Annotated in this window: 21 protein-coding genes; 9 read left to right on the top strand and 12 right to left on the bottom strand. The window is 64.5% G+C overall.

Going from position 1 to position 24313, the window contains the following annotated elements; all coding sequences use genetic code 11:
• Nucleotides 1-78: 78 nt before the first annotated feature.
• The 4 genes from tcuA to NLM27_RS23930 all read left to right on the top strand — a co-directional run bounded on the left by tcuA (nucleotide 79) and on the right by NLM27_RS23930 (nucleotide 3371).
• A complete protein-coding gene (gene tcuA, locus NLM27_RS23945) occupies nucleotides 79-1470 on the top strand; it encodes an FAD-dependent tricarballylate dehydrogenase TcuA (RefSeq protein WP_254145673.1) in 1392 nt (463 codons plus the stop codon).
• A complete protein-coding gene (gene tcuB / locus NLM27_RS23940) occupies nucleotides 1457-2563 on the top strand; it encodes a tricarballylate utilization 4Fe-4S protein TcuB (RefSeq protein ID WP_254145672.1) in 1107 nt (368 codons plus the stop codon). Before tcuA ends, tcuB begins: the two co-directional genes overlap by 14 nt.
• A 72-nt stretch (nucleotides 2564-2635) precedes the next feature.
• Nucleotides 2636-2794 carry a DUF5993 family protein gene (locus NLM27_RS23935; RefSeq protein WP_254145671.1) on the top strand — a complete coding sequence of 53 codons (159 nt, stop codon included), beginning with the start codon at nucleotides 2636-2638 and terminating at the stop codon, nucleotides 2792-2794.
• Nucleotides 2795-2819: 25 nt separating this feature from the next.
• Nucleotides 2820-3371, top strand: a complete 552-nt coding sequence (locus NLM27_RS23930; protein ID WP_254145670.1) for a disulfide bond formation protein B — start codon at nucleotides 2820-2822, stop codon at nucleotides 3369-3371.
• Here the strand turns inward: NLM27_RS23930 and NLM27_RS23925 are convergent.
• From NLM27_RS23925 to NLM27_RS43805, 3 genes are all read right to left on the bottom strand, one after another.
• Nucleotides 3364-4041, bottom strand: a complete 678-nt coding sequence (locus tag NLM27_RS23925; protein ID WP_254145669.1) for a triacylglycerol lipase — start codon at nucleotides 4039-4041, stop codon at nucleotides 3364-3366. The genes NLM27_RS23930 and NLM27_RS23925 overlap by 8 nt on opposite strands.
• Before the next feature lie 5 nt (nucleotides 4042-4046).
• Complete coding sequence (locus NLM27_RS23920; RefSeq protein WP_254145668.1) at nucleotides 4047-7451, bottom strand: acyl-[ACP]--phospholipid O-acyltransferase; 3405 nt, start codon at nucleotides 7449-7451, stop codon at nucleotides 4047-4049.
• Between the two features lie 359 nt (nucleotides 7452-7810).
• Nucleotides 7811-8077: a hypothetical protein gene (locus tag NLM27_RS43805; RefSeq protein ID WP_309144756.1), complete on the bottom strand. Its 267-nt coding sequence runs from the start codon at nucleotides 8075-8077 to the stop codon at nucleotides 7811-7813.
• 51 nt (nucleotides 8078-8128) lie between these two features.
• Here NLM27_RS43805 and NLM27_RS23915 point away from each other — a divergent pair, with 51 nt between their 5' ends.
• Nucleotides 8129-8761 (top strand): TetR/AcrR family transcriptional regulator, encoded by a 633-nt coding sequence (locus NLM27_RS23915; RefSeq protein WP_254148907.1) that lies wholly within the window; start codon nucleotides 8129-8131, stop codon nucleotides 8759-8761.
• Between the two features lie 13 nt (nucleotides 8762-8774).
• Here the strand turns inward: NLM27_RS23915 and NLM27_RS23910 are convergent, their stop codons facing one another.
• Nucleotides 8775-11372: an autotransporter domain-containing protein gene (locus tag NLM27_RS23910; protein ID WP_254145667.1), complete on the bottom strand. Its 2598-nt coding sequence runs from the start codon at nucleotides 11370-11372 to the stop codon at nucleotides 8775-8777.
• A 305-nt stretch (nucleotides 11373-11677) separates the two neighbouring features.
• Nucleotides 11678-12991, bottom strand: coding sequence for a GGDEF domain-containing protein (locus NLM27_RS23905; protein WP_254145666.1), 1314 nt, complete (start codon nucleotides 12989-12991; stop codon nucleotides 11678-11680).
• 152 nt (nucleotides 12992-13143) lie between these two features.
• Here NLM27_RS23905 and NLM27_RS23900 point away from each other — a divergent pair, with 152 nt between their 5' ends.
• The gene (locus NLM27_RS23900; RefSeq protein WP_254145665.1) at nucleotides 13144-13389 is read left to right on the top strand and encodes a hypothetical protein; all 246 of its coding nucleotides are present in this window, start codon (nucleotides 13144-13146) and stop codon (nucleotides 13387-13389) included.
• Nucleotides 13390-13408: 19 nt separating this feature from the next.
• Here the strand turns inward: NLM27_RS23900 and pncB are convergent, their stop codons facing one another.
• From pncB to NLM27_RS23885, 3 genes are all read right to left on the bottom strand, one after another.
• Complete coding sequence (gene pncB / locus NLM27_RS23895) at nucleotides 13409-14713, bottom strand: nicotinate phosphoribosyltransferase (RefSeq protein ID WP_254145664.1); 1305 nt, start codon at nucleotides 14711-14713, stop codon at nucleotides 13409-13411.
• Nucleotides 14714-14813: 100 nt separating this feature from the next.
• Entirely contained in the window at nucleotides 14814-15422 is a 609-nt protein-coding gene (locus NLM27_RS23890) for a hypothetical protein (protein ID WP_375142264.1), read from the bottom strand.
• Nucleotides 15423-15847: 425 nt separating this feature from the next.
• Nucleotides 15848-16765, bottom strand: a complete 918-nt coding sequence (locus NLM27_RS23885; RefSeq protein ID WP_254145662.1) for a LysR family transcriptional regulator — start codon at nucleotides 16763-16765, stop codon at nucleotides 15848-15850.
• A gap of 101 nt (nucleotides 16766-16866) precedes the next feature.
• On the opposite strand from NLM27_RS23885, the gene pcaH reads away from it, so the two are divergent.
• Together pcaH and pcaG are read left to right on the top strand one after the other, a co-directional pair.
• Complete coding sequence (gene pcaH / locus NLM27_RS23880; RefSeq protein ID WP_254145661.1) at nucleotides 16867-17649, top strand: protocatechuate 3,4-dioxygenase subunit beta; 783 nt, start codon at nucleotides 16867-16869, stop codon at nucleotides 17647-17649.
• A 3-nt stretch (nucleotides 17650-17652) separates the two neighbouring features.
• The gene (pcaG, locus tag NLM27_RS23875) at nucleotides 17653-18279 is read left to right on the top strand and encodes a protocatechuate 3,4-dioxygenase subunit alpha (protein ID WP_254145660.1); all 627 of its coding nucleotides are present in this window, start codon (nucleotides 17653-17655) and stop codon (nucleotides 18277-18279) included.
• A gap of 21 nt (nucleotides 18280-18300) precedes the next feature.
• On the opposite strand, the gene NLM27_RS23870 is transcribed toward pcaG, so the two are convergent.
• Both NLM27_RS23870 and NLM27_RS23865 read right to left on the bottom strand, forming a co-directional pair.
• A complete protein-coding gene (locus tag NLM27_RS23870; protein ID WP_254145659.1) occupies nucleotides 18301-18912 on the bottom strand; it encodes an NYN domain-containing protein in 612 nt (203 codons plus the stop codon).
• A 331-nt stretch (nucleotides 18913-19243) separates the two neighbouring features.
• Complete coding sequence (locus NLM27_RS23865) at nucleotides 19244-20149, bottom strand: helix-turn-helix domain-containing protein (protein WP_254145658.1); 906 nt, start codon at nucleotides 20147-20149, stop codon at nucleotides 19244-19246.
• A gap of 50 nt (nucleotides 20150-20199) precedes the next feature.
• Here NLM27_RS23865 and pobA point away from each other — a divergent pair, with 50 nt between their 5' ends.
• A complete protein-coding gene (pobA, locus tag NLM27_RS23860) occupies nucleotides 20200-21372 on the top strand; it encodes a 4-hydroxybenzoate 3-monooxygenase (protein WP_254145657.1) in 1173 nt (390 codons plus the stop codon).
• 90 nt (nucleotides 21373-21462) lie between these two features.
• Here pobA and NLM27_RS23855 read toward each other — a convergent pair whose 3' ends face one another.
• Entirely contained in the window at nucleotides 21463-23613 is a 2151-nt protein-coding gene (locus NLM27_RS23855) for an adenylate/guanylate cyclase domain-containing protein (protein WP_254145656.1), read from the bottom strand.
• A gap of 18 nt (nucleotides 23614-23631) precedes the next feature.
• Complete coding sequence (locus NLM27_RS23850) at nucleotides 23632-24300, bottom strand: hypothetical protein (protein ID WP_254145655.1); 669 nt, start codon at nucleotides 24298-24300, stop codon at nucleotides 23632-23634.
• Between the last annotated feature and the right edge of the window lie 13 nt (nucleotides 24301-24313).

Raw genomic sequence — 24313 nt, 5'->3', positions numbered from 1 at the left:
GTACGCAATGATGGATCGGGTTCACCGCAGCCGTCGGCGGGCAGAATGTCTCTAACTTCGTCGCATCGGGCAGACGGCATGGGTAGCAAATACGACGTGCTGGTGATCGGCGGCGGCAACGCGGCCCTGTGCGCGGCAATCGCCGCCCGCCACGGCGGCGCGTCGGTGCTGGTGCTCGAAGGCGCACCAAAATTCTACCGCGGCGGCAACACCCGCCATACCCGCAACATGCGGTGCGCCCACGATGCGGCGACCGAAATCCTCACCGGTCCCTACACCGAGGAGGAGTTCTGGGAGGATCTGCTGCGCGTCACCGGCGGGCAGACCGACGAGGTGCTGGCCCGACACATGATCCGGGAGTCCAAGGACATCCTGAACTGGATCGTGGAGCAGGGCGTGCGCTGGCAGCCTTCGCTCGGCGGCACGCTCAGCCTCGGCCGCACGAACTCCTTCTTCCTCGGCGGCGGCCGCGCGATGCTGAACGCGCTGTACCTGACCGCCGAGCAGCTTGGCGTCGAGGTCGCATACGACGCCGAGGTCACCGACCTCGTGCTCGAGGACGGCATGTTCCTTGCCGCGCGCCTCAAGCGGCCGATCAACGGCGAGACCGAGATCCGCGCCACCGCGCTGGTCGCCGCCGCCGGCGGGTTCGAGGCCAACATCGAATGGCTCAAGCAATATTGGGGCGAGGCCGCCGACAATTTCCTGATCCGCGGCACGCCCTATAACCGGGGCTCGATCCTGAAGATGCTGCTCGAGAAGGGCGTGCAGGAGGTTGGCGATCCCACCCAGTGCCATGCGGTTGCGATCGATGCCCGCGCGCCGAAATTCGACGGCGGCATCATCACCCGCCACGACTCGGTGGTGTTCGGCATCGTCGTCAACAAGCATGCGCAGCGCTTCTACGACGAGGGCGAGGATATCTGGCCGAAGCGTTACGCGATCTGGGGCCGGCTGGTCGCGGCGCAGCCCGATCAGATCGCCTACATCATCTTCGATTCCACCGTGATCACGAGCTTCATGCCGACCCTGTTCCCGCCGATCGCCGGACAGACGGTGGCCGAGCTTGCCGGCAAGCTCGAACTCGATCCGGCTGCTTTGGAAAAGACCATCACGGAGTTCAACGCCGCGGTGCGGCCCGGGACGTTTGATCATACGATCCTGGACGATTGCGTGACCGAGGGCATCACGCCGCCCAAGACCCATTGGGCGCGCAAAATCGAGACGCCGCCTTATCTCGCTTATCCGGTGCGGCCCGGCATCACCTTCACCTATCTCGGCACGCGCGTGAACAAGGAAGCGCGGATGCTGATGGCGGACGGCAAGCCGTCGGCAAACATGTTCGCGGCCGGCGAGATCATGGCCGGCAACGTGCTCGGCAAGGGCTATGCCGCCGGCATGGGCATGACCATCGGCAGCGTGTTCGGGCGGATCGCAGGACGGGAAGCGGCGAAACATGCACGGAACTAGGATTCTGGACGAAGCCGACCGTCTGATGACGGTCTGCAATTCCTGCCGCTATTGCGAGGGCCTGTGCGCGGTGTTTCCGGCCATGGAGATGCGCCGCGCCTTCTCCGATGGCGATCTCAATTATCTCGCCAACCTCTGCCATTCCTGCGGCGCCTGTTATGTCGATTGCCAGTTCTCGCCGCCGCACGAGTTCAACGTCAACGTTCCCAAGACGCTGGCAATTGCGCGCGCCGAGTCCTATGCGGCCTATGCTTGGCCGCGGGCGTTGTCTGGCACGTTTGCGCGGAACGGGCTCGTGATCAGCATTGTCGCCGCGCTCAGCATGGCCGTCTTCATCCTCGGCTTCGCCGCCCTAAACGACCGCAGCGTACTGTTCGGCGTGCACACCGGCCCCGGCGCCTTCTACAAGCTGATGCCGCACAATGCGATGGCCGCCTTGTTCAGCGCCGCGTTCCTCTATGCCATTCTCGCGCTCGTCATGAGCGTCCGTGCGTTCTGGCGCGACATCGGTGGGCCGATCGGCGGCCGCGCCGACGGCGGCTCGATCTTCCAGGCGATCCGCGACGCCGGCGAACTGCGCTATCTCCACGGCGGTGGCGTCGGCTGCTATAATGAGGACGACAAGCCGACCGACCGGCGCAAGCCCTATCACCACCTGACCTTCTATGGCTTCCTGCTCTGCTTTGCCGCGACGTCGGTCGCCACGCTGTATCACTATCTCTGGGGACGCGAGGCGCCGTATCCGTGGTGGGACCTGCCCGTCGTGCTGGGCACGCTCGGCGGCATCGGTCTCATCGTCGGGCCGATCGGCTTGTTCATGGCCAAGATGCGGCGCGATCCCGCGCTGCTCGATGAGAGCAGCTACGGCATGGATGTCGGCTTCATCGCCATGCTGTTCCTGACCGGCCTCACGGGCATGGCTCTTCTGATCCTGCGCGAGACCTCTGCGATGGGGCCGCTGCTGGCGCTGCATCTCGGCGCAGTGTTCGCGCTGTTCGTCACTATGCCCTATGGCAAGTTCGTGCACGGCATCTATCGTTTCGCGGCGCTGGTGCGTTACGCGCAGGAGCGGCGCAGCGAAGCCGGCTCTTGAGGGGCGCGCGAGGCTGACGTATCCCTTGGGCCCGTTCGCAAGGGGTGCGAATCGCCTGGGGAGCCCGCGCTCATGTACATGTTTCTACCCTTTCTGCTGGCGCTCGCAGGCTGCGCCTGTGTCTGGCGTTCGCGGGCGGGACTGAGCTATGCGCTCTGGAGCGCAACAATCGTCGTCACTGTCGCATGGTTCTTCCACCATGCGACTGATCCGTTGAAATTCTCGTTCTGACGGCATCGAAAAGGGCGCCACGGAGATGAGCGGACAACGATCGGCCGGCGCGATCCTGAACATGCTGGGGCTGCTCGGAATCTCCTCGGTTCTGGCGGTCGCGTTCTATTATCAGCTCGCGCTCGGGGAATTGCCTTGCCCGCTTTGCCTGCTGCAAAGGGCAGGGTTCATCGCGATCGGCATCGGCTTTCTGTTCAATCTGCGCCTCGGTGAGCGCCCGTCGCACTACGCGATGATCCTCATCGCCAGCCTCGTCACCGGCTTCATTGCGATGCGGCAGGTGTCGCTGCATCTCGCGCCCGGCGATCCCGGATACGGCTCGACGCTGTTCGGCCTGCATTTCTACACTTGGGCGCTGATCGCGGCGGTCGGGGTCGTCTGCTACGTCGCGCTTGTCCTTGTCCTGAAGGATGTGGCTGGCAAACCAGTCGGAGACGTGCTGATGGGCGGGCAGGCGTCGAATGCGGTGTTCGCGATTTTCGCGTTGCTGGTCGCCGCAAATCTCCTGTCCACCGTGCTGGAGTGTGGCGCGGGTCAGTGCGACGACAACCCGGTCCGTTATCTCCTGCTCAGGTGATCGGCACAGAGCGGAAGCGGCCGTCGCGCAGGAAGGCGATCGTCTGCGCGATCGCGACGGCGTGGCGCGGAAGCCCGGTATGGGACGCCTTCACGACGACATGGTCGGCCATTCCGGTCAGCATTGTGCTTTGCACCGAGACCCGCCCGTCATTCGGCTTCGGCAGAACGAAGAAACCGGCGACCGGATCGATGAAGCGATTTCCTGCGATCACGCCGACGGGGTAGTCCAGGGCGAGCCGGGTGTTCGTTCGGGTTGCGGTCGTGAGTTCAAGCCCGGCGGGCCCGTAGACCGAGCGGTAGAGCCAAGTTCCGCGCAAGAGATCGGCGACCTCGCTGCCACCGTTCGGCGTGCCCAGCATCACCACGCCGGCAAGCCGTGGGGGCCGGTACTTCGCGATGTAAGCGCGTGCCACGAGGCCGCCCATGGAATGGGCGACGAAATGCAATGGAGCGTCACGCTCGGCGAAGCGGGCGACCTCTCGATGGATATCGTCCGCGAGCGCTGCGATCGGCTTGCTGCGGCTGGCATAGTCGATATTGAGCGTCGCGAACCCGGTCGCCTGGAGTGCTCGCTCAAATCTCTTCAGGGATGCCGAGGTGCGCGCGATGCCATGAAGCAGAACCACTCCCGGGCATTGCGCGCCGCCTTGCTCAGACGCCTCGTGCATCTCGTTTACGCCACCTCTCGCTCAGGCGATGACGCCTGCTCGCGAGCCATCGTCGTTGCCGTGACATAGTCGGTCTTGCCGGTGCCGAGCAGCGGCACCTTGTCGACCACCATGATCGCCGCGGGCACCGTCAGCTCGGACGCGCCGATCGCCTTGGCCTGGCCCTGCATCGCGCTGCGTTCGGCGTTCTTCTCCGTCGTCAGCAGCACGATGCGCTCGCCTTTGCGCTGATCGGGTATCGACACTGCGACCGACGCGGCCTGCGGCCACAGCGTCGTCGCGATGCTCTCGACCGCCGACAGCGAGACCATTTCACCCGCGATCTTGGCAAAGCGCTTGGCGCGGCCCTTGATGGTGATGAAGCCGGCGGCGTCGATCGCCACGATGTCGCCGGTGTCATGCCAGCCGTCGGCGAGCGGCTCGAGCACGCCGGGATTTTCGGCCCGCAAATATCCGAGCATCACGTTCGGTCCGCGCACCGAGAGGCGTCCACCTTCCTCGATGCCGGGGACCGGATCGAGGCGGCTTTCCATCAGCGGCGAGAGGCGGCCGACGGTGCCGGGACGGTTCGCCATCGGCGTGTTCATCGCCAGCACCGGCGCCGTCTCGGTGACGCCATAGCCTTCGAGGATGCGGATGCCGTAGCGCTCCATAAACACCTGGCGGGTGCGGTCCTTGACCGCTTCGGCGCCCGCGATCACGAGGCGCAGGGTGCGGAAGTCGTAGGCGTGCGCCGAGCGCGCATAGCCGGTGAGGAACGTGTCGGTGCCGAACAGGATCGTCGCGCCGGTCTGGTAGATCAGCTCGGGCACGATCCGGTAGTGCAGCGGCGAGGGGTACATGTAGATCGGAATGCCCGCCAGCAGCGGCATCATCATTCCGCCGGTCAGACCGAAGGAGTGGAACACCGGCAGCACGTTGAACACCTTGTCATTGGCGTTGGCGTCGACCCGTGCCAGCGCCTGCGCCGCGTTGGCGAGGATGTTGCGATGGGACAGCACCACGCCCTTGGGCGTACCTTCCGAGCCCGACGTGAACAGAACGACGGCCGGATCGTTGGCCTGGCGGGTGACGCGCGGCGCGGTGCCGGCGAGCAGGCCCTTGATCTTGTCGGCCACACTGATCGAGGCCCTGACATCTTCGAGATAGACCACACGGGCTTCTGCGGAGATCGCGGCCATCAGCTTGTCGAGCTTGCCCTTCTCGATGAAGGCCTTCGACGTCAGCACGGTCTTCACCTGCGCGGCCTTCATGGCGGCGAGGACGTTGACCGGGCCGGCCGAGAAGTTGAGCATCGCCGGCACCCGGCCGATGTTTTGCAGCGCCATGAAGACGACGGCGACGCCCGCCGAGTTTGGCAGCAGCACACCGACATTCTCGCCGGCCGCGGTTCCGGCCTCGAGCTTGCGGCTCAAGACCTGCGCGCCGAGGATCAGCTTGCGATAGGTCAGCTTGGTGCCGAGCGCGTCCTCGATGATGACCTTGCCGGTGTCGCGGTCGCGATAGGCGTGTCCGAGCGCCTCGAACAGCGTGTGATCGAGCATCGCGTTCTTGACCATCGCGTCGATCATCACGTCCTGGAGTGCGGCGCCGGCGGCATTGCGGCGCGCCTTGCCCTTCAGCTGCGGATCGACCGGCAGCTTGATTGGCGGCAGGATGGTCACCGTCACGCGCGGGAACCACGAGCGCTTGACCTGGCTAGAGTTGAGATAGCTGAGATGCGAGCGTTGCGCGCCTTCGATGCGGACAGGCACGACCACGGCGTCGGCCTTGTCCGCGATCATCGCGGTGCCGTCATAGACCTTCATCAGTGAGCCGGAGACCGTGATGCGTCCCTCCGGGAAGATGACGACGGGCTCGCCTGCGGCGACGAGCTTGATCAGGTCGCGTGCGGCCAGCGGCTTGGTCGGGTCCATGGTATAATGCTTGACGACGCGCAGGAACGGCTTGGCCCACCAGGCCTTGGAGATGCCGGTATCCACGGCGAAGCTCGCGTCGATCGGCAGCACGGCGTGCAGCAGCGGGCCATCGATCAGGCTGACATGGTTCGGCGCGATCAGCATGCGGGTGCCCGGAGGCGGCAGGTTCTCAAGGCCGCGAACCTCGGTGCGGAAGAGGGCGCGGAACAGCAAGCCGCCGAAGTCGCGCACGCCTTCCTTGCCCCATTTGGTCAGCACGAACCACACCGCACCGAAGCTTGCGACGGCGAGGCCGAAGAAGATCCAGCCGATATGGAGGCCGGCCGCCTGCAGCAGCGCGACAAACAGCGAGCCGGCCACCATGAAGGCGGCCTGCAGCACATTGCCGGCGGCGATGATGCGGGCGCGCTCGGACGGCACCGACCAGGCCTGAACAGCGGCAAAGGACGGAACGACGAACAAACCGCCGCCGAATGCAAAGGCGACGAAGTCGATCAGCATGCGCAGGCCGGCGAACGAGGTCGCGAAACTGGCCGCGGTGATGTCCTGACCCTTGGTGGTCGCGCCGATGGCCCAGGCGAGATCGAGGCCGGCACAGCCCATGATGATGGCACCGATCGGCACGAGAGCGAGGTTCGGTCGAACGTGGCTCAGGCTGGCGGCGAACAGCGAACCGATGGCGATGCCGATCGCGAAGATCGCAAGACACAGCGTCACCACGCCCTCGGTGCCACCGACGACGTCCTTGACCAGTGCCGGCAGCAGCGACAGCACGATCGCGCCGACCAGCCAGAACCAGGAGACGATCACGGTGCCGTCCCACAGCCGGCGGTCGGCGTGCAACGTCCTGAGTAGGCTGAGCGTCGAGGTCCAGGGATTGGCATCGACGGGCAGGTCGGGCGCGGAGGGCGTCGTCTGCGGAATGCGGGCGGCGAAGGCCCAGGACAACAGTGCGAGCGCGACCACGGCGGATGCGACCCAGCCCATATGTGCGGAGCCGGCCACGAACTGGCCGCCGGCGACGGTGCCGAGCAGGATGGCCATGAAAGTTGCGCCTTCGACCAGCGCGTTTCCGGTCGCGAGCTCGCCGAGCGCGAGCTGGTCCGGCAGCATGGAATATTTCACGGGCCCGAACAGGGCGGCGATGATGCCGAACAGCGCGAGCGCTGCGAACAAGAGCGGTACCGAATGCAGGAAGAAGCCGGCGGCGGCGAAGCACGCGGCGAAGATCTCGGCGAATTTGAGCCGCCTTGCGACAACGGATTTGATGTATTTGTCGGCGAGCTGGCCGCCGAGTCCGGACAGGATGAAATAGGGGAAGATGAAGACGGCGCCTGCGATCGTCACCAGGGCATCGCCGTGGCCGGTCGCGGCACTATAAAGAAGGATGATGACGAGTGCGTTCTTGAGCACGTTGTCATTGAGCGCCGAGAAGAATTGCGCCCAGAACAGCGGCGCGAAGCGGCGTGACGACATCAATTCCCTGATCATGACCAGTCCTGTTTTGAAAAGGCAGCCTGAGGTTCGTTACGTTGTCTGTGAAGCGTCACGACCAGAAGGGTATGGGACGAACGATTGCAAGGTGACGACGGTCGTCGGCCTGCTTTGTCCCCTCGATCCCTCCGATCCTGTTGGTCTCCAAGTGGTCTCGTTAGGTTCGCAAATATCTGGTCGCGGCCACTTTCCGGGCGGCAGGGCCGCGCCTAGTGGATATCGCGTGGGGCGATGAGGAAAAGCTGAACCGCATCGCCAAGGTTTGTCGAAACGGCTGCCAATGTCGGGACATGGTAATTCCTTCCTTGCAACCGGGTCTTGTATTCGAGCCGATCGGAACGTTCCGGCTGCGCACCTCAGGTGAGGTGGGCGAGGTGGCGAAAGGGCGAGAGGCGACCGAGCAGGCTGAACCGGCGGCCCTCCTGAGGGGCATGGGCACGGCGCGTCCGCCACATCCGGAAGGTCGCGCGCCGCTCAGCGAGCACGCCGGCGATGTCGCAGGCATTTGCGATGCGATCGACCGGGGCCATCACGAACTTGAGGACGGCCCGGCCGAGGCCGGTCACGAGAGCAGCGGCGTCATCGACGAAGGTGGAGGCGATATCAACAGCGAGGGTTTGCATTTTGCAGGTCTCCGGGTTAATTTGAACAATGTTCACATGAATAGCTTGAAAATGAACAATGTTCAAGAAGAATCGCTGCGGGAGCAGAAAAAAAATCGGCGACGGCTCCAGATCGTGGAGATCGCCCGCAGCATAATTTCAGCTAAGGGGCTGAGATCATTGAAGGTTCGGGACGTTGCGGAGGCTGTCGGCTGTTCGGTTGGCAGCGTCTACAACGAGTTTGGCGACTTCGACGGGGTGATCCTGACCGTCAATCGGGAGACCGTTCAGGCCCTCACGGCGCGACTCCGCGGCGTTCCTGCAGAGGATCCCGTTGGCCAGCTCCATGGGCTTGCCGCGACCTATCTCGACTTCTTTGCTGGGCACGCCAATCTGCTGCGCTCCCTGTTCGAGCATCGGATGGAGGACGATCGTCCTTATCCGGACGACATCCTTCAAATGGTGATGGACGCCTTCGCGCTGATGCATCCACCCCTGGTGCGGCTATTGCCTGACGCGGATGACGTGAAGATCGCGCTGCTGTCGCGTACGCTGTTTTCAGCGGTGCATGGCATCATCTCGCTCGGCCTCGAGGAACGCATGGTGGCCGTGCCGCCGCAGATGTTGCGCCAGCAGATCGAGCAGTTTGTTGACGCCCATCTCGCCGGCCTCGGCATTTTGCCGGTCGGCGCACGGCTAGCCTGATGAGGCGGCGCCGCTACCAGGCATATCGCAGGCTCGCGAGGCCGGAATAGGTGGTGCTGCGGGCCGCGATCTCGCCGTCGAACTTGGCCGACAGGGCAACACCGTTCGCAAACTTCAGCTCCGCGCCGGCCGATGCGAGCGCGGCATCTTTCGCCGGTGTCGCGCCATTGACGATGAAGCTCGCGCCGGGCAGCGCCTGGAATGCGGCAACGAGCGAGGGATCGCTGACCCAATCATGGGCCCAGGCCGCGCGACCGCGCAACATCAGGACCGCTTTCGGCGAGACCAGCGTCGCCCGATCGAAGCGCGCGCCGAGCTCGCCCCGTGTGTCGGAGGCCGTGCGTCCCCGATAGGTCAGGCCGAAGCCGCTGCCGGCCAGATCAGTCTCGGCATAGGTCGGTGTGCGGAAAACCTGTGCCTGGACCGCCACGTAGGGCGTGAAGCCGCCGAGCGGCGTGGCGAAGCGATAGCCACCCTCGATGCGGCCGCCGACGGTTTGAGCGTCGAACTTCGCGGTGAGCTGGTTGCCGAACGGTGCGAGTCGGTCCGTCGACACCCAATGATTGGCCACGGCGAGCGAGGCGGCGAAATAGCCGGGTCCCTTGCGGACCGCGGTGTAGACGCCGGCCTGTAACGCCTCGCTCTTGCCGCCACCGATCGCCTGCGCGAGGTCCCATTTGGTGCCGCCGCCGGAGAGCGCAAAGCCGACGATCGCGTCGTGGCTGAAATGATAATCGGCTCCGGCCGCAACGCCGCCGGCGCGCGCGCCGAGGTCGTGACTCCCGATCACGACAGGGTCGCCGCTGGTGCGGTTGGCGCCGCCGAACGCCGTGCCCCAGACCGACCAGCGGTCCGCAAAGGCCGGTGCCTTGGTGGCCGGTACGCCCAGGACCTTGTTGTAGGCGAGGGCGATATCATCCGGCAACGCAGCGCGTTCGGGGCTGAAGCCGAGCACCGCGTCGCCCATGCCGTTGCTTGCGCCCCCGCGGCCGCCGACGAACGGATCGAGCATGAGTCCGAGAAACTGGCCCGTGAACTGGAAGGCGCCGTGCTGGGCGCCCGTCGCGGCTTCCCCTGAAAGCTGGTCCAGACCGTAACGGAGCTGGGCGTCGCTCTGGCCTGCAAAGGATGCGAGGAAAGGCAGGTTGGGACCGAATGAACTCAGTGCGCCGGCCACGGCCTTCTGGTTTTGCGTCTGCGCGACGGCGGGGAACGCACTGTTGTTGTAGTTGAGCGTCAGGAAAACCGAAGACCCGTCAGAGCTGAGGGCGGAGGTGAAGAACTGCGGATTGTATCCGCTGAGCGTTACGCCGGAGAAAGTCCCGGTGAGGCCGCCGAGCGTGCTGAGGATGGTATATTGCGTCGACGGGGCGTAGGCGCCCGCAAGGGTGGTGACGGCGATGGTGCCGCCGTTCAGCGTGGCGGTCACGGCGGCAATCTTGTCGGATTGCCCGGCCGCGTTGACAGAGATCGCATAGGTCGATCCGGCGTTGAACGTCGCATTGCCGTTAACGACGAGCTGGCCGAGATTGCCGGGCGCGACCCTGCCGCCGGACAACACGGTGAGACCGCCGATCGCGCCGTTGCCGCCGAGCGTGCCGCCGCTGACGGTCGTCGCGATGTTGGCCATCAAACCGTCAACGATAAGCGTGCCCGCCTGGACGTTCATGGTGGCCGTTGCGTCCATCGTGATGCCGGTCAGCGTCCAGGTGGAGCTGCCGGTCTTTTCCAGGACCTCGAATTCCTGGAATTGGCTGGAGAAGCCAAAGGTGGCGAGGTCGAACGTACTGTTTGCTGTCCCGCCCAGGCGCAGCGTGTCATTGCCGTTGCCAGCTTTGACGAATCCCATGACGTTCGATCCCGCTCGGAGTTCGAGGACGTCGTCGCCGTCCTTGAGGTCGATCGCGGTGCTGGCGCTGGTCTGGATCGTGCCGGCGTTGATGACGGTGTCCTGATTGGTCGAACCGAGGATTGCGGAGCCTGAAGCACTCGAGACCGTGCCGGCGTTGTTGATGGTGTTCCCGTTGCCTGCGCCGCTGAGATCGATGGCCGAGCCACTTCCGGCCAAGACAAGGCCGCCCGACAGGATGTTCACCTGATTGCTCGCCGCCCCAGCTCCGATGCCGATCCCGCTGGTTAGAGGAGCGGCGCTTCCAACGGTGCCCCCGATGACGACGATGTTATTGCTGGAATTCGACAGGGCGAGTCCTACCGCGCCCACGGCCGATGACCAGACCGCGGCACCCGCATCGATCGTGACGGTGTTGTTGTTGCTGCCGTTCACCACTGCAATGCCGTCGCTGTTGGCGGACGTGATCGACGCGTTGCCGGAAACGTTGATAGCGCCATTGGATGCGGCTTCGAAGACGACGCCCGCAAAGGCGGGATCGTTCACGGACGTTGCGGTGCCGTCGCCAATGCTGACGGTGACATTGCCGACCGCAGGCGCCGTTCTGACGCGGGTATTGCCGGTTCCGATGCAGGTGATTGCATCGCCTGACTGGAGGGCCGTCTGCGTACCGCTTCCGGCAATCACACAGGCCGCCTCGGCTGACGTTGTGAGCCACGGCAGCGCGCCGCCCGTGGCAAGAGCGCCGATCGCAGCGCTCAAGAGAAGCGCATGCCGCGGGCATGTCCTTGTGCGACGAATATCCGGCGAGGCCAGCAAATCAGTCCAAAGCACCTGCAAACTCCTATTGCGACCCGATCGGATTCGGGAGGCAACGTTGACTGGTGCCATGCTTAGCGAGGGAGGTTCCGGCTATCGTGGACCATCGCGCAAGATAGTGTGGTGAAATGCGAAGACGTAGCCAATTTGGCTGCCATGTTGCTGCGACGTCACATGGCCGCGCGTCTCGAGACCCTTGGACGATGTCTGCAATCGGATGCCGCGGGTTGAGATGGTGCGGGCCGCTATCAGCCTCGCGCTGCGGCGGGTTCGCGCGGCCGTGCCGCAACGACGACGACGTCCGGTCTGCCGCCGTCGACCTGAACCCGGTTGCGTCCCTTTTCCTTCGCGCGGTAGCAGGCGGCATCCGCGCGCCGCATCGCATCCTCGATCGCGGTGTTGCGGTCGGCGATGCAGGCGACGCCAATGCTGGCGGTCACCGCAAAGCAACGATCGTCCCAGGCGAAATTGAACAGCTCGAGTGATCGGCGCAGCCGTTCGGCGATATCGGCGGCGTTTGAGGGCGGGCACTGCGGCAGGATCAGGCCGAATTCGTCGCCGCCGAGCCGGGCCACCAGATCATGCGCATGCCGGTTCTGTTGCAGGAGGCGCGAGACCTGGCAGAGCAGGCGGTCGCCGGCGAGGTGGCCGCAGGTGTCGTTGACACTCTTGAACTGGTCGAGGTCGAGCAAAATCAGTCCCAGCGGACCCGCCGCGGCATTGTCCAGCTCGCTTTGCAGGCGCGCCTCGAACGCGCGGCGGTTGGAGAGGCCGGTCAGCCAGTCGTGCGACGCCTGCCAGGCCAGGCGCTCCTTCTCGGCATGCAAGGCGTCTTCGAACGCCTGCCGTTGCAGCACCAGTCGCCGCGTATGCCAGATCAGGAGCAGGATCAGCGCCACGGCGGTGACGATGTTGATGCAAGTCAGCGTCACCTTGATCGCGCGGGAGCCTTCGCCGAGGACAGTGGAGAACCGGTTGGCATGCACCGTGAATTGGGCATTGAGCTCCGAGAGTCGCGACGACAGGTATTGCAGGCGATCGTCGTCTTGAATGGGGCCTTTCTTCAGCTCGGTCCGGATGACCTCGCCGAACACGCTGAGCTCCAGCAGCATGGGATCGGTGGCGGTCCACTCCCGGATCGCTTCCTGAAGGAAGCTGACGCGGTTGAAGTAGCGAAACAGCCAGATCAGTCCCGGTACGTCGTCGGGATGGTTGCCGCCTTGCAGGAAGCCGATGCGAGCGGCCTCGACGTCGACCGGATCGCGTTCGAGCGCCCACCGCGCGAACTCGTCGCCGATGGGAACGGCGAGCGAGGACTGATATTGCGCGAACTGGCTTGCCTCGCCCGAATGCAGATAGAGATTGAGGAAGTAGACGGCGTTCTTCTGCGAGCGCGACCACAACGCCTCGCCAGCGACATAGGCGCGGACCGAGGACATCACCTCGAGGCTGAATCCCGCGATGGCCGCCTGGAGCAGGACGACCAATACGAAAGGCGAGACGAGCTTGATGACATGAAGGAAACTGTGCCCCTTCGTCGACGTCGCTGTTCTGCGAAACACCCTGCGTCCCCAAATCGATCAACAACCCCAGCGGAGCGTTGCGCGTGCAACGCCAAGTAGAGGAGAAGGTTGCTTAACTCGGCTTGAACAGCGCGGGGGACTGCGCCGCAGGGTGAAGGCGCTGTGAAGTGGATGCGCGCAGATCGGTTCAAATGCCGGTCAATCGGAACTGGCGAGGTGCATCGGCGAACAAAGCCTTGTCATTGCGAGCGCAGCGAAGCAATCCAGACTGCCTCCGCGGAAACATCCTGGATTGCTTCGTCGCAAGTGCTCCTCGCAATGACGGCGTGGCGGTGGGTGCGCGCTACACGCTCTCCGTCGTCATGCCCGGGCTTGAGCCGGGCATCCACGCCTTTCTTCGCGACGACGCGCGGATCGCCGGACAAGCGCTGACCTGATCGAGAGTTTGGATTGCTGCTAGACCAGCACCGGCTTGCGCACGCGGCCGGCGTCGCCGAACACGCGCAGGTAACGCTCGATCTCCGAAGGCAGGCCGGTCGCCTTCTCCGGATTGTCGGAGAGCTTGACGGCCGGATGTCCGTCGACCGACGAGACCTTGCAGACCAGCGAGATCGGATCGAGATTGAACGAGCCGTCCGGCGTGCAGCCGACGAAGTCGTTGGTGAGGTTGGTGCCCCAGCCGAAGGAGAGCCGCACGCGGCCGGCGAAGTGGTGATACGTCTCCTCGATCGAGCCGACGTCCATCGCGTCGGAAAAGACGAGCAGCTTGTCCCTGGGGTTGCGGCCCTTCTTCTCCCACCAGGCGACGATCTCCTCGCCGGCCTGGATCGGCGGCGCGCTGTCGGGGCGAAAACCGGTCCAGTCGGCGACCCATTCCGGCGCGTCACGCAGGAAGGCTTTCGTGCCAAAGGCGTCGGGCAGCGCGATCAGGAGGTTGCCGCCATAGGTCTGGCGCCACTGGTCGAGGATGCGATAAGGCGCCCAGCGCAACTCCTCATCGTCCCTTGCGAGCGCGGCTGCGACCATCGGCAATTCATGCGCGTTGGTGCCGATGGCTTCGAGATCGTTGTCCATCGCGAGCAGCACGTTGGAGGTGCCGATGAAGGACGAGCCGAGGCCTTCCTTCACCGCCTCCACGCACCAGCGCTGCCAGAGGAAACCGTGACGGCGGCGGGTGCCGAAGTCGGACAGCCGCAAGTTCTCCAGCTTGCGCAGCCGCTCCACCTTGGTCCACAGCTTGGCCTTGGCGCGGGCGTAGAGCACGTCGAGCTCGAACTTGCCGCGCCCCTTGATCGCCGAGCGCGAGCGCAACTCGTTGAGGATCGCCAGCGCCGGAATTTCCCACATCGTGGTGTGGCTCCAGGGGCCGTGGAAATGCAGCTCGTACTGGCCTTCGACCTTGCGCAGCTCGTACTCGGGCAGGCGGAATTCGGCCAGCCAGCGGATGAAGTCGGCCGAGAACATATGTGTCTTGCCGTAGAAGGTATTACCGGCAAGCCAGATCAGCTCCTTCTTGGAGAAGCGGATGGTGCGGGCATGGTCGAGCTGGGCGCGCAGCTCGCCCTCGTCGATGATCTCGGCGAGACGCACATGGCGCGAGCGGTTGATGACCGAGAAAGTCACCTTCTGATTCGGGTAGTCTTCCCGAATCATTTGCAACATCAATAGCTTGTAGAAATCGGTATCAAGCAGGCTGCGGATGATGGGATCCAGCCGCCAGCTGTGATTGTAGGTTCGGCTCGCAATGTCGGTCACTGTCATGGGGGGATTTTAGCGTGGCGGCCCTCGCGCAACCAGTGGGTTTGACGAGGGGGCTGGCCATCGCGCGGCACCCGGTGGGGCCAGCGGCGACGCCCGGAGGTCAGCGGCGGTGAAACAACCGCCTGGTCCAGCGCAATGGCGTGGTCAGCCGCCAGGACGTGGAGCTTCGGACCGCCGCCAGTTGCGCCCTTGCATCGTCCCGTTCCGCCAGAAATCCGCGCCGCTCGGCCGCGACGGCATGGAGCTCGGCAAGGGCGGAATCCCGTTCCGCCGTAACCCAGTCGCGCATCGCTGCGTCCTCACGCCACAAGCCAAACTGACGGGCGAATGCTCGGCGCAAATCGGCGTTGAGCCTTTCGCGCATGGATGCTGTCAGGGCGTCCGCTTCCAGCATCTTGAGCCGTGTCGACGGATTGCCGATCCCGGCATAGTGGTGGACGATCGGGTCCGGTGCCGTGGCAATGCCAGGAATCGAATTCCAGGCCGTGTCGAGACGCGCAAGGCGCGATCGGTTCGGTTCGTTGCAGCGATTTGGTCCAAGTCCCAGGCATTCATCATAGCCGAGGACGTGGAGTATGGTCGCCTGGTCGAACCACGGATGCGGCAATTGGCCGACGTTCCAGACCTGTTTGAAGAACGCGCGCGACCAGTCGTTCACGCGGATCAGCATCACGCCCGAATTGAAGTGCGGGACGAAATCCGCGGCCATGATCTCGGACGTGTCCGGACCGTGCCAGGCCATATGCAGATCGGCCCCACCCACCGCATCCGTCCTGACATCGACTTCGCTGCGAAGGATGACGGCGTCAATGTCCATCCACAACACGAAGTCGAAATCATCCTCGAGTGCGGCGCGAATCACTTCGATCTTCAGCCATCCGCGCGGACGTCTCCAATCGTTGCCACGGATGAAGCGAAGCTCGTAGCCATGTGTCGCGGCGAAGGTCCTCATTCGGGGGATTGTGAGCTCTGCGAGTGGCTCCTGAGCGGAATCGCAGGCTGTCAGAAGGCACACGCTGGACGTCACAACACCTCTCCGGACGCTGTTGACTGCGTTCCTTCACGGCAGGCGAGGTTCTAGCGTGATCCTCATGATGCAGCCAATGGACGTGGCGTGAACGGTCGTTCGCAAACTCAAATGCTGGCGGCCGCGGCGACGGACTCAAGCTGTGTCCGGATCCAGCGATGGGCCGGGTCTTTCTGGTAACGCTGGTGCCAGACCATGAACATCGGCAACTCGGCCAGCGTTCGCGTGCGCGAGGCCAATGGAATCCGTGTCTGCGCGAATCCGCGCATCACGCCGGGTGCGAGCAGGCTCGGCATGCTCGCGAGCATCTGCGAGCCGCGCAGAAAGGACGGCACGCCGGAGAAGCTCGGCACCGAGATCGCGATGTCGCGGTGGAAGCCGTTGGCCGCCAGCCGGCGATCGAAGTCGAGCCGCTCATTGTCGGTGTAGACCACGGTGATGTGGCGCGCCGCGAGATAAGCGCCGCGGCCGGCCGGAGCGTTGCGCGCCTTGGCGTCGTAGTAACAGACGTAATGGTCCTGGAGCAGCCGCTTCTGCACGATGTCTATGCCGGAGGGCGGCAGCGGCGTGATCAGGAGATCGCAGCGGTTCTCGCGTAGCATCGCGGGCGAGGGCGACTGCGAGGGGATCACGCGCAGGTTCAGGCTCCTCACTTGCGCGGCGACATGATCGAAGAATCGCGGCAGCAGCAGGTCGCGCTGGAAGTCGTTGGCGGCGATGGTCAGCGAAAGCTGCGCGTGGGGCGGCTCGAACGTGACGCCGCCGGCAAAGCTTCGCATCTCGTCGATCAACGCGCGTGCCTTGCCGGCCAACGCCTGGGCATGGGCCGTCGCAACGATGCCGCGGCCGGACTTGGCGAACAGCGGATCGCCCACGATTCGCCGCAGCTTGTTCAGGGCGTGGCTGACCGCGGATTGGGTCAGGCCGAGCCGCGTGGCCGCCGCCGTCACCGAACCTTCCTCCAGCACGGCGAGGAACAGTTCGAGAGCATGGCCGTCGAGGGCCAAATGATCGATTTCCTTCATGTAATTGATTATAATCGATCTATTTATCTTGAGAATAGATCGTCAGATGATCTCCCGACAGCCGTGCGCCGGGCTCGGCGCCAGAGGGAGAGACAACGCCGATGAACGCCCAGGCGCCAGCCTTGCAGGATCCCCGCCTCAACCGCCCCGAACCGTTCACACCGCGCGATGGCGGCTTCTTCCAGCGCGACCGTTCGATCCATCCGCCGGCGCATGCGCCCGGCTACAAGTCCTCGGTGCTGCGCTCGCCGCGCCAGCCGCTGCTGTCGCTGGAGAACTCGGTCTCGGAGATCACCGGACCGGTGTTCGGCCACAACGACCTCGGCCCGCTCGACAACGATATGATCCACAACTACGCCAAGGACGGGGATCCCGTCGGCGAGCGTATCATCGTCCATGGCCGCGTGCTGGATGAGACCGGCCGCGGCGTGCCGAATACGCTGGTCGAGTTCTGGCAGGCCAATGCCGGCGGCCGTTACCGGCACAAGAAGGACACGTATCTGGCGCCGATCGATCCCAATTTCGGCGGCTGCGGCCGCGCGCTCACCGACGCCACGGGCTACTATTACTTCCGCACCGTGAAGCCGGGCCCCTATCCCTGGCGCAACTTCGTCAATAGCTGGCGGCCCGCCCACATCCATTTCTCGGTATTCGGCTCGGGCTTCGCGCAGCGGTTGATCACGCAGATGTATTTCGAGGGTGATCCCTTGATCCCGGTCTGTCCGATCCTGACGACGATTCCGGACAAGGACGCGCTCGACCGCCTCGTGGCGCCGCTCGATCTCAATGCCTCGACGCCCTTCGACTCGCTTGCCTACCGCTTCGACATCGTGCTGCGCGGCCAGCGCTCCACCTATTTCGAAAACCGCCCGGAAGGAAACTGAGCAATGCCGCAGCCGCTCAACTACCTCAAGGAAACCGCCTCGCAGACCGCCGGGCCCTACGTCCATATCGGTCTGATCCCGGCGATGGCCGGCTTCGACATCTTCGAGAAGAACTTTTCCAACGTCCTGGTGACCCCGAACACCAAGGGCGAACGCATCACGCTGGAAGGCAAGGTGCTCGACGGCGGCGCCACCGTGCTGCGCGACGTGCTGCTGGAGATCTGGCAGGCCAATGCGAGCGGCCGCTACAACCATCCGGCCGATCGCTCGGCGGGTGCGCTGGACGAGGGGTTTCGTGGCTGGGGTCGCGCCGGATCCGACTTCGACAGCGGTCTCGTCACCTTCGAGACCATCAAGCCCGGCGCGATCACCGACAAATCGGGCCGCAAATGCGCGCCGCATATCAATGTCTGGATCGTCGCGCGCGGTATCAACATCGGCCTGAACACACGGCTCTATTTCTCCGATGAGGAGGCCGCCAACGTCGCCGACCCCGTGCTCAACCTGGTCGAGCCGCCGGTGCGCCGCAAGACGCTGGTTGCCACGCGCAGCGAACGCGCCGGAAAGGTGGTGTATTCCTTCACGATCAACCTTCAGGGGCCGGACGAGACGGTGTTCTTCGATGTTTGAGGGGCGGCTGCCGTCCCAGGATCATTCCACCCGGTCGTCGCGATTGATCGCTCCGCGCGTAAGGAACTGCGGTGACTGACGCATCTCGCGCGATCCCAGCCGCTCGGCCGGATCGCGGCCCAGTTGCGGCTTCAGTTCTGCCAGATCAATGAAGACGTCCGCTTGTCGGCGCAGGTCGTCGGCGATCATGGGTGGCTGGGTGGAGAGTGTGGAGACGACCGTCACGCGGATACCGCGGCGCTGCAACGCTTCCGCGAGCGAACGAAAATCCCCGTCGCCCGAGAACAGCACGATCTGATCGACATGCCCGGCGAGTTCCATCGCACTGACGGCGAGGTCGACATTTATGTTGCCCTTCAGTTTGCGGCGGCCGGTGGTGGTGTCGACGTATTCTTTGGTGAGCTTGGTGACGACAGTGTATCCATTGTAGTCGAGCCAATCGATCAGGGGGCGGATTGACGAATACTCCTGATCCTCGATGACGGTCGTGTAGTAGAAGGCTCGCAACAGCGAGCCGCGGTTCCGGAATTCACCGAGCAGACGCCTGTAATCGATGTCGAAGCCGAGCGCCTTGGAGGTGGCATAGAGATTGGAGCCATCGATAAAGAGTGCGATCTTCCCGATCGAGGACATTATGCGCAAATCCCCAGTTCCGCTCGAAAACCGGCCGGTTCAGCCGCCAGCGTGCGGTATGTCGGCCGCAAAACGCTAAAGCCGCCGATGGCTTGCTGAAAAAACAGCGCAGACGACCGGACAGGTATGGCCGTCTTGCGCCAAGGTTAGGGAGGTCCCGTGCCACCAGCGCCAGGGCGCCGAATGCCGCCACGCTAAGGCGTACGCATTCCTCGCTCAATTGTACGGAGGTAAGGGGACGTTATCCAAAGGATGGGACCCCATATACGAAGGTAAGTAGCGACGAGGTCTATCGTGGTTTCGCAGTGTGGCTTCGACCATGGGCGGTCCTTCAGCCCTCGTCGCCATGGAGCTGCGCGCGAAAGGCGCGCGGCGATACGCCCGTGGCGGCGGCGTAGACGCGGCTGAAATAAGCAGGATCATCGAAGCCGAGCGCATAGGCGATCGTCGAAACCGGCAGGTTGGTGTAGACGAGGTTTCGCCGCGCCTCGCGAATCAGCCGGTTGAGGATCAAATGCGAGGCAGTGTCGCCGGTCGCCGCCCGCGTGATCCGGTTGAGATGGGTCGGCGTGACTGACAGCGCCTTGGCATAGTCGGCGACGCTCCAGCGCTCCAGATGATGCTGCTCCAGCAGCGCCTCGAAGCGGCGGAACAATCCGCTTTCCGCCGTGCCATTGCCGCCGCTCTCGCTCGTGAGGGCGCGTGCCACGAGCCCGATCATGGCCGACGACAATGCGCGCAGCACATGCGCGCGGCCGAAATCGCGCGCCGCGTGCTCGGCGAAGATCTGCTTCATGGTGGCGCGGATCTGCGGCGTGCCGCGCACCACGTTCGACCGCGACAATGCGCCGCGCAAGCCCTCCGCGGCGAGCAGCGCCTCGTCGAGAATCTCCGCGGCGATGGTCAGCACCCATCCCTGAGTGTCAGGCACGAAGCGGAAGCCATGGACATGGCCGACTGGCACGTTGACGATCTGCATCGGCCGGAGCGGCACCACGCGCCCGTCGAGCGTCGCCTCGCCGCCGCCGCGCTCGATCAGCAGTACCTGGTGCAGCCGGGCATGGCGGTGCACGGCCAGCGTCCAGTCGTGCAGCACCGAGCGGGACGCAATCGTCTCGCAATGCACGACATCGGGCAGGTCGCCGGACTCGCCGAACAGATTGTAGACCCGGATCGCCGGGGCAGGGGCGACGCTTCTCATGTTCGAATAGTACAAGACAAAGGCGAAACCCTCCATCGGTTTGCAGCATCGAATCTGCAAAAAAGTGCCGACGGGAGGACGCAAAAATGAAAGTTCAGGTCTGTATCATCGGCGGTGGACCGTCCGGGCTGCTGTTGTCCCAGCTCCTGCATCTGAGGGGCATCGATACGGTCGTGCTGGAGAAATACAGCCGCGACCATGTGCTCGCCCGCATCCGTGCCGGCGTGCTCGAGCAGGGCTTTGCGAAGCTGATGCGCGAGGCGCAATGCGGCGAGCGGATGGACCGCGAGGGCGAGATCCACCGGGGGTTCGAGATCGCCCATGACGGCGTGCTCTCCCAGATCGACCTGCACAAGCATTCCGGCGGCAAGTCGGTGCTGGTCTACGGCCAGACCGAGCTGACGCGCGACCTCTACGAGGCGCGCGATCGGCTCGGCGGCAAGGTCGTGCACAAAGCCGAGGATGTGACGCCGCACGATCTGACGTCGGACCGTCCCTACGTCACCTATCGCTCGAACGGTGAGGTGATCCGCGTCGATTGCGACTACATCGTCGGCGCCGACGGCTTTCACGGCGTCAGCCGCAAGTCGATCCCCAAGGACGTGCTGCGTGAATATGAGAAGGTCTATCCGTTCGGCTGGCTCGGGGTGCTGTCGCGCACGAAACCGGTGTCGCCCGAGCTGATCTACGTGAAGCACGAGCGCGGCTTTGCGCTCTGTTCCTTGCGCTCGCAAGTGTTGAGCCGCTACTACGTCCAGGTGCCATTGACGGACAAGGTGGAGGACTGGAGCGATGACGCGTTCTGGGCCGAGCTGAAGCGCCGCCTGCCCGAGGACGTCGCCGGCCGCCTGATCACGGGTCCATCGATCGAGAAGAGCATCGCGCCCTTGCGCAGCTTCGTCGCCGAGCCGATGAGCTATGGCCGCCTGTTTCTCGCCGGCGACGCCGCGCACATCGTGCCGCCGACCGGCGCGCGCGGGCTCAACAGTGCCGGTTCCGACATCTACTACCTCTATCACGCCCTGCTCGCCCACTATCAGAGCGGTGATGATTCCGGTCTTGCGGGTTACTCCGCCAAGGCGCTCGCCCGCATCTGGAAGGCGCAGCGTTTTTCGTGGTGGATGACGATGCTGCTGCACCGCTTCCCCGACCGGCTCGAGTACGAAGATCGGCTGCAGCAGACCGAGCTGGAATATCTGCTGTCGTCCGAGACCGCGCAGCGCCTGCTCGCGGAGAACTATGTGGGGCTGCCGTTTTAGACGATGAAGTATTGTGGAGGGCGGCGCGGATGTTGACGCTTCCCTTCCCCACAAGGGGACAGGGGAAGAGAGCGCGCTTGGCCGCCGTAGCTACTTTCCTTCGAGCGTATTGACCGGCGTCCACTCAGGCGGAGGTGGACTTGCAGCAAACGCCTCCGCACGTTTCGCGAACAGCGCTGACGCTGGATCGGACCCTGCCAGCTGCCCGAAGGCATCCGCCGCCTTCGCGAACTCCCTTGCGCGCCAGCAGGCCAGCCCTTCCGCATACGCCGTCACCACCTTCGCCTGCGCGTCGCTCTCGGCCCCTCTCTCCGCCAGCGGCTCGAACACCCGGATCGCTTCGCCACGCCCCTGCACCCTGATTGCATCGAGCTCGCGCCAGGCCAATGTGTCGCCGGTCTGCGCCATCGTGGTTTCCGATGCCATGATCGCGGTGCCGTAATATTTGTTGGCGCCCTCGAGCCGCGAGGCGACGTTCACGGTGTCGCTCATCACGGTGTAGTTGAAGCGGCGGCGCGAGCCGATATTGCCCACCACGGCTTCGCCGCTGTTGAGGCCGATACGATGCGACAGGCCGTGGCCGGCGAAGGCGGGATTGTTGGCGTTGAGCTCTGCGAGCTTCTCGTGGCATTTCAGTGCGGCACGCACCGCATTGCCCGCATGAGCGGGATCGTCGGCCGGCGCGCCGAACATGGCGACGATGGAATCGCCGATGTATTTGTCGACATAGCCGCCATGGGCTTCGATGATGTCGGTCATGGCGGAAAGATATTCGTTCATCAATGTCACCAGCTCGCCCGGCGTCATCGTCTCGGCAATCGAGGAGAAACCGCTGAGGTCGGAGAAGAACATGGTGACGTTGCGCATCTCGCCGCCGAGCGCCGGCATCTTGCCGGACGCAACCATAGTGTCGATCACTTCAGGGGCGAGATAGAAGGCAAAGCTCTTGCGCAGGAAGCGCTCGTCGCGATCGGCCAGCACGAAGCGGTAGCCGATCATCGTCGCGAGCGCGGCGAGGCTCGCGAGCGCAGGCTCGGTCAGCGGCAGCGCCAGCGCGTGGACGAACGCGCCGACGGCCACGGCGGCATAAACGGCGGTGAGGCCGAACCAGGCGATCGCCGCGCCGCCAGGCGCGAGCATGCAGGCCGCGCAGGCGATGATTGCTGCGAACACGATCGTGAGAACGGTGCGCATGGGAAAGCCGAGTTCGGTGACGGCGTCGTGCTCGATCAGGTTTCGCACGACCGTGGCGTGCACGAAGACACCGGCGATGTCGCTGCGGGCCTTCTGCGCGCCGCTTGCAGGGATGGGCAGGGCGCATCGTGCGGCCGGCGTTCCGTCATGCCCGCCGGACAGCCGCATCGAGGTCAGCTTGCGGTCATCGAAATTGAGGACGGTGCCGAGCAGAACGACCTTGCCCGCGAAGGCGCGATGAAAGAAGTCGCGGTCGCCCTTCTCGACGCAGGCGCGCAGATCGGCGAAGGAGAAAGTCGGAACGTCACGGCCCAGCCCTCGAAAGTTGAGCGTCAGTGTGTTGGGCACCGCGCTCGGGATCGCATAGCCGGACAATTCGGTCGCGCCGGACGGCACGATCCCGGGCTTTCCGCCGAGCGCGCGGGCGGCGAGCTCGACGGCCATGGCGGGCACCGGCTTGCCGTCGATGGCAAAGCTCAGCGGCATGCGGCGGATGACATCGTCTGCATCGGTGTGGACGTTGAGGGCGCGGATGTTGGTTCGTACCGCCAATTGCTGCGCGCGGTCAGGCCGCTCCGGATGGTCGTTGCTCAGGATCTCGCCGAGCACCAGCTTGCCGTTGTCCGAGAGTTGTCGGAGCGCGATCAGGTAGTCCCGGTCAAATCCCCTGATCCGGCTGCCAAGCGAGGTATCGCCGAAGGGAATCTCCGATTGCTCGATCGAGCTCTTGAAGATGACGTCGAAGCCGATCACCTTGGCGCCGCCCTCGGTGATGCTGGTGAGCACCCGGCCGATCTCGCGTGTCCAGGTCTGCGTCGGCGATCCCTTGAACGGCGGGGTGTCGTAGGTCTCCCCATCGATCGCCACCACGACGACCGGCGACGTCGCGGGATCACGGCGCTCGCCGACCAGCTTGCCGCGCATCGCCGTGAGGATGTCGAGCGACAGACCTTGCAGCGCCTGTAGCGGTGGGGACGTGAAGATCGCGCCCGCGAGGAACGCAATCAGGATCGCCGCAACGAAGTCCCGTCCCCCGATCCGCCGCATCGCGCCGTCGCCGGCCGTCTATTCGAGACGCAGCAGTCGGCCGATAATCGGGGTCGGCGACGAGGTGGCGCTGGCGTCGACCTGGAAGGTGTAGCGCTTGGCACCGAGAATCGCGAGATAGCTGCCGCCCGGGGTCAGTGACTTCCCGGCCTTGGCAAAATCATAGAACTTGCCGCCGATCATGGCATCGCCCTTGAGCGGCACGCTGATCGTGGGCTCCTTGCCGTCGGTGCGCTCGATCACCAGCGTGCTGCCGCCCTTGGCTTGCACCAGCGGGGAGACGCCGTAGAGCGTTGGCAGCTTGGCCGGAGCACCTTTCGCGTCCGATCGCATGGTGCGGAACGTCGTCGCGGCGCTCTGGTTCGCCTCGCGCTCCGATAGTCTGGCCGCATTGGTATCGCAGGGCACCTTTTCCCGTTTGACCTCGCCCAGCTGCACGGTGCTCTCCTCGGCGCCAACAAGGACGACGCCTTCGCTGATCGTCTCGCGCTGGCAGGATTTGAGGTAGCTGAGCGTGATGCTGGCCTTGGGCCCGAGCTTGATGATCTTGCCCGGCGCCACATAGTCCATGAACGCGATGCCATCGACCTTGCCTTGGACGTCCTCGACGATCGCAGCAGGTGTCTCCGCCACAGCGGGCGCCGCAAGACAGAACGCGCCGACAAAGGCGCCGATCAGGCTTCTCATGGGTATTCTCACT

This window comes from Bradyrhizobium sp. CCGB12, assembly GCF_024199845.1.
Classification (GTDB): domain Bacteria; phylum Pseudomonadota; class Alphaproteobacteria; order Rhizobiales; family Xanthobacteraceae; genus Bradyrhizobium.
The sequence above is the reverse complement of the archived record's forward strand: the minus strand, read 5'-3'. Positions and strand labels throughout refer to the sequence as shown.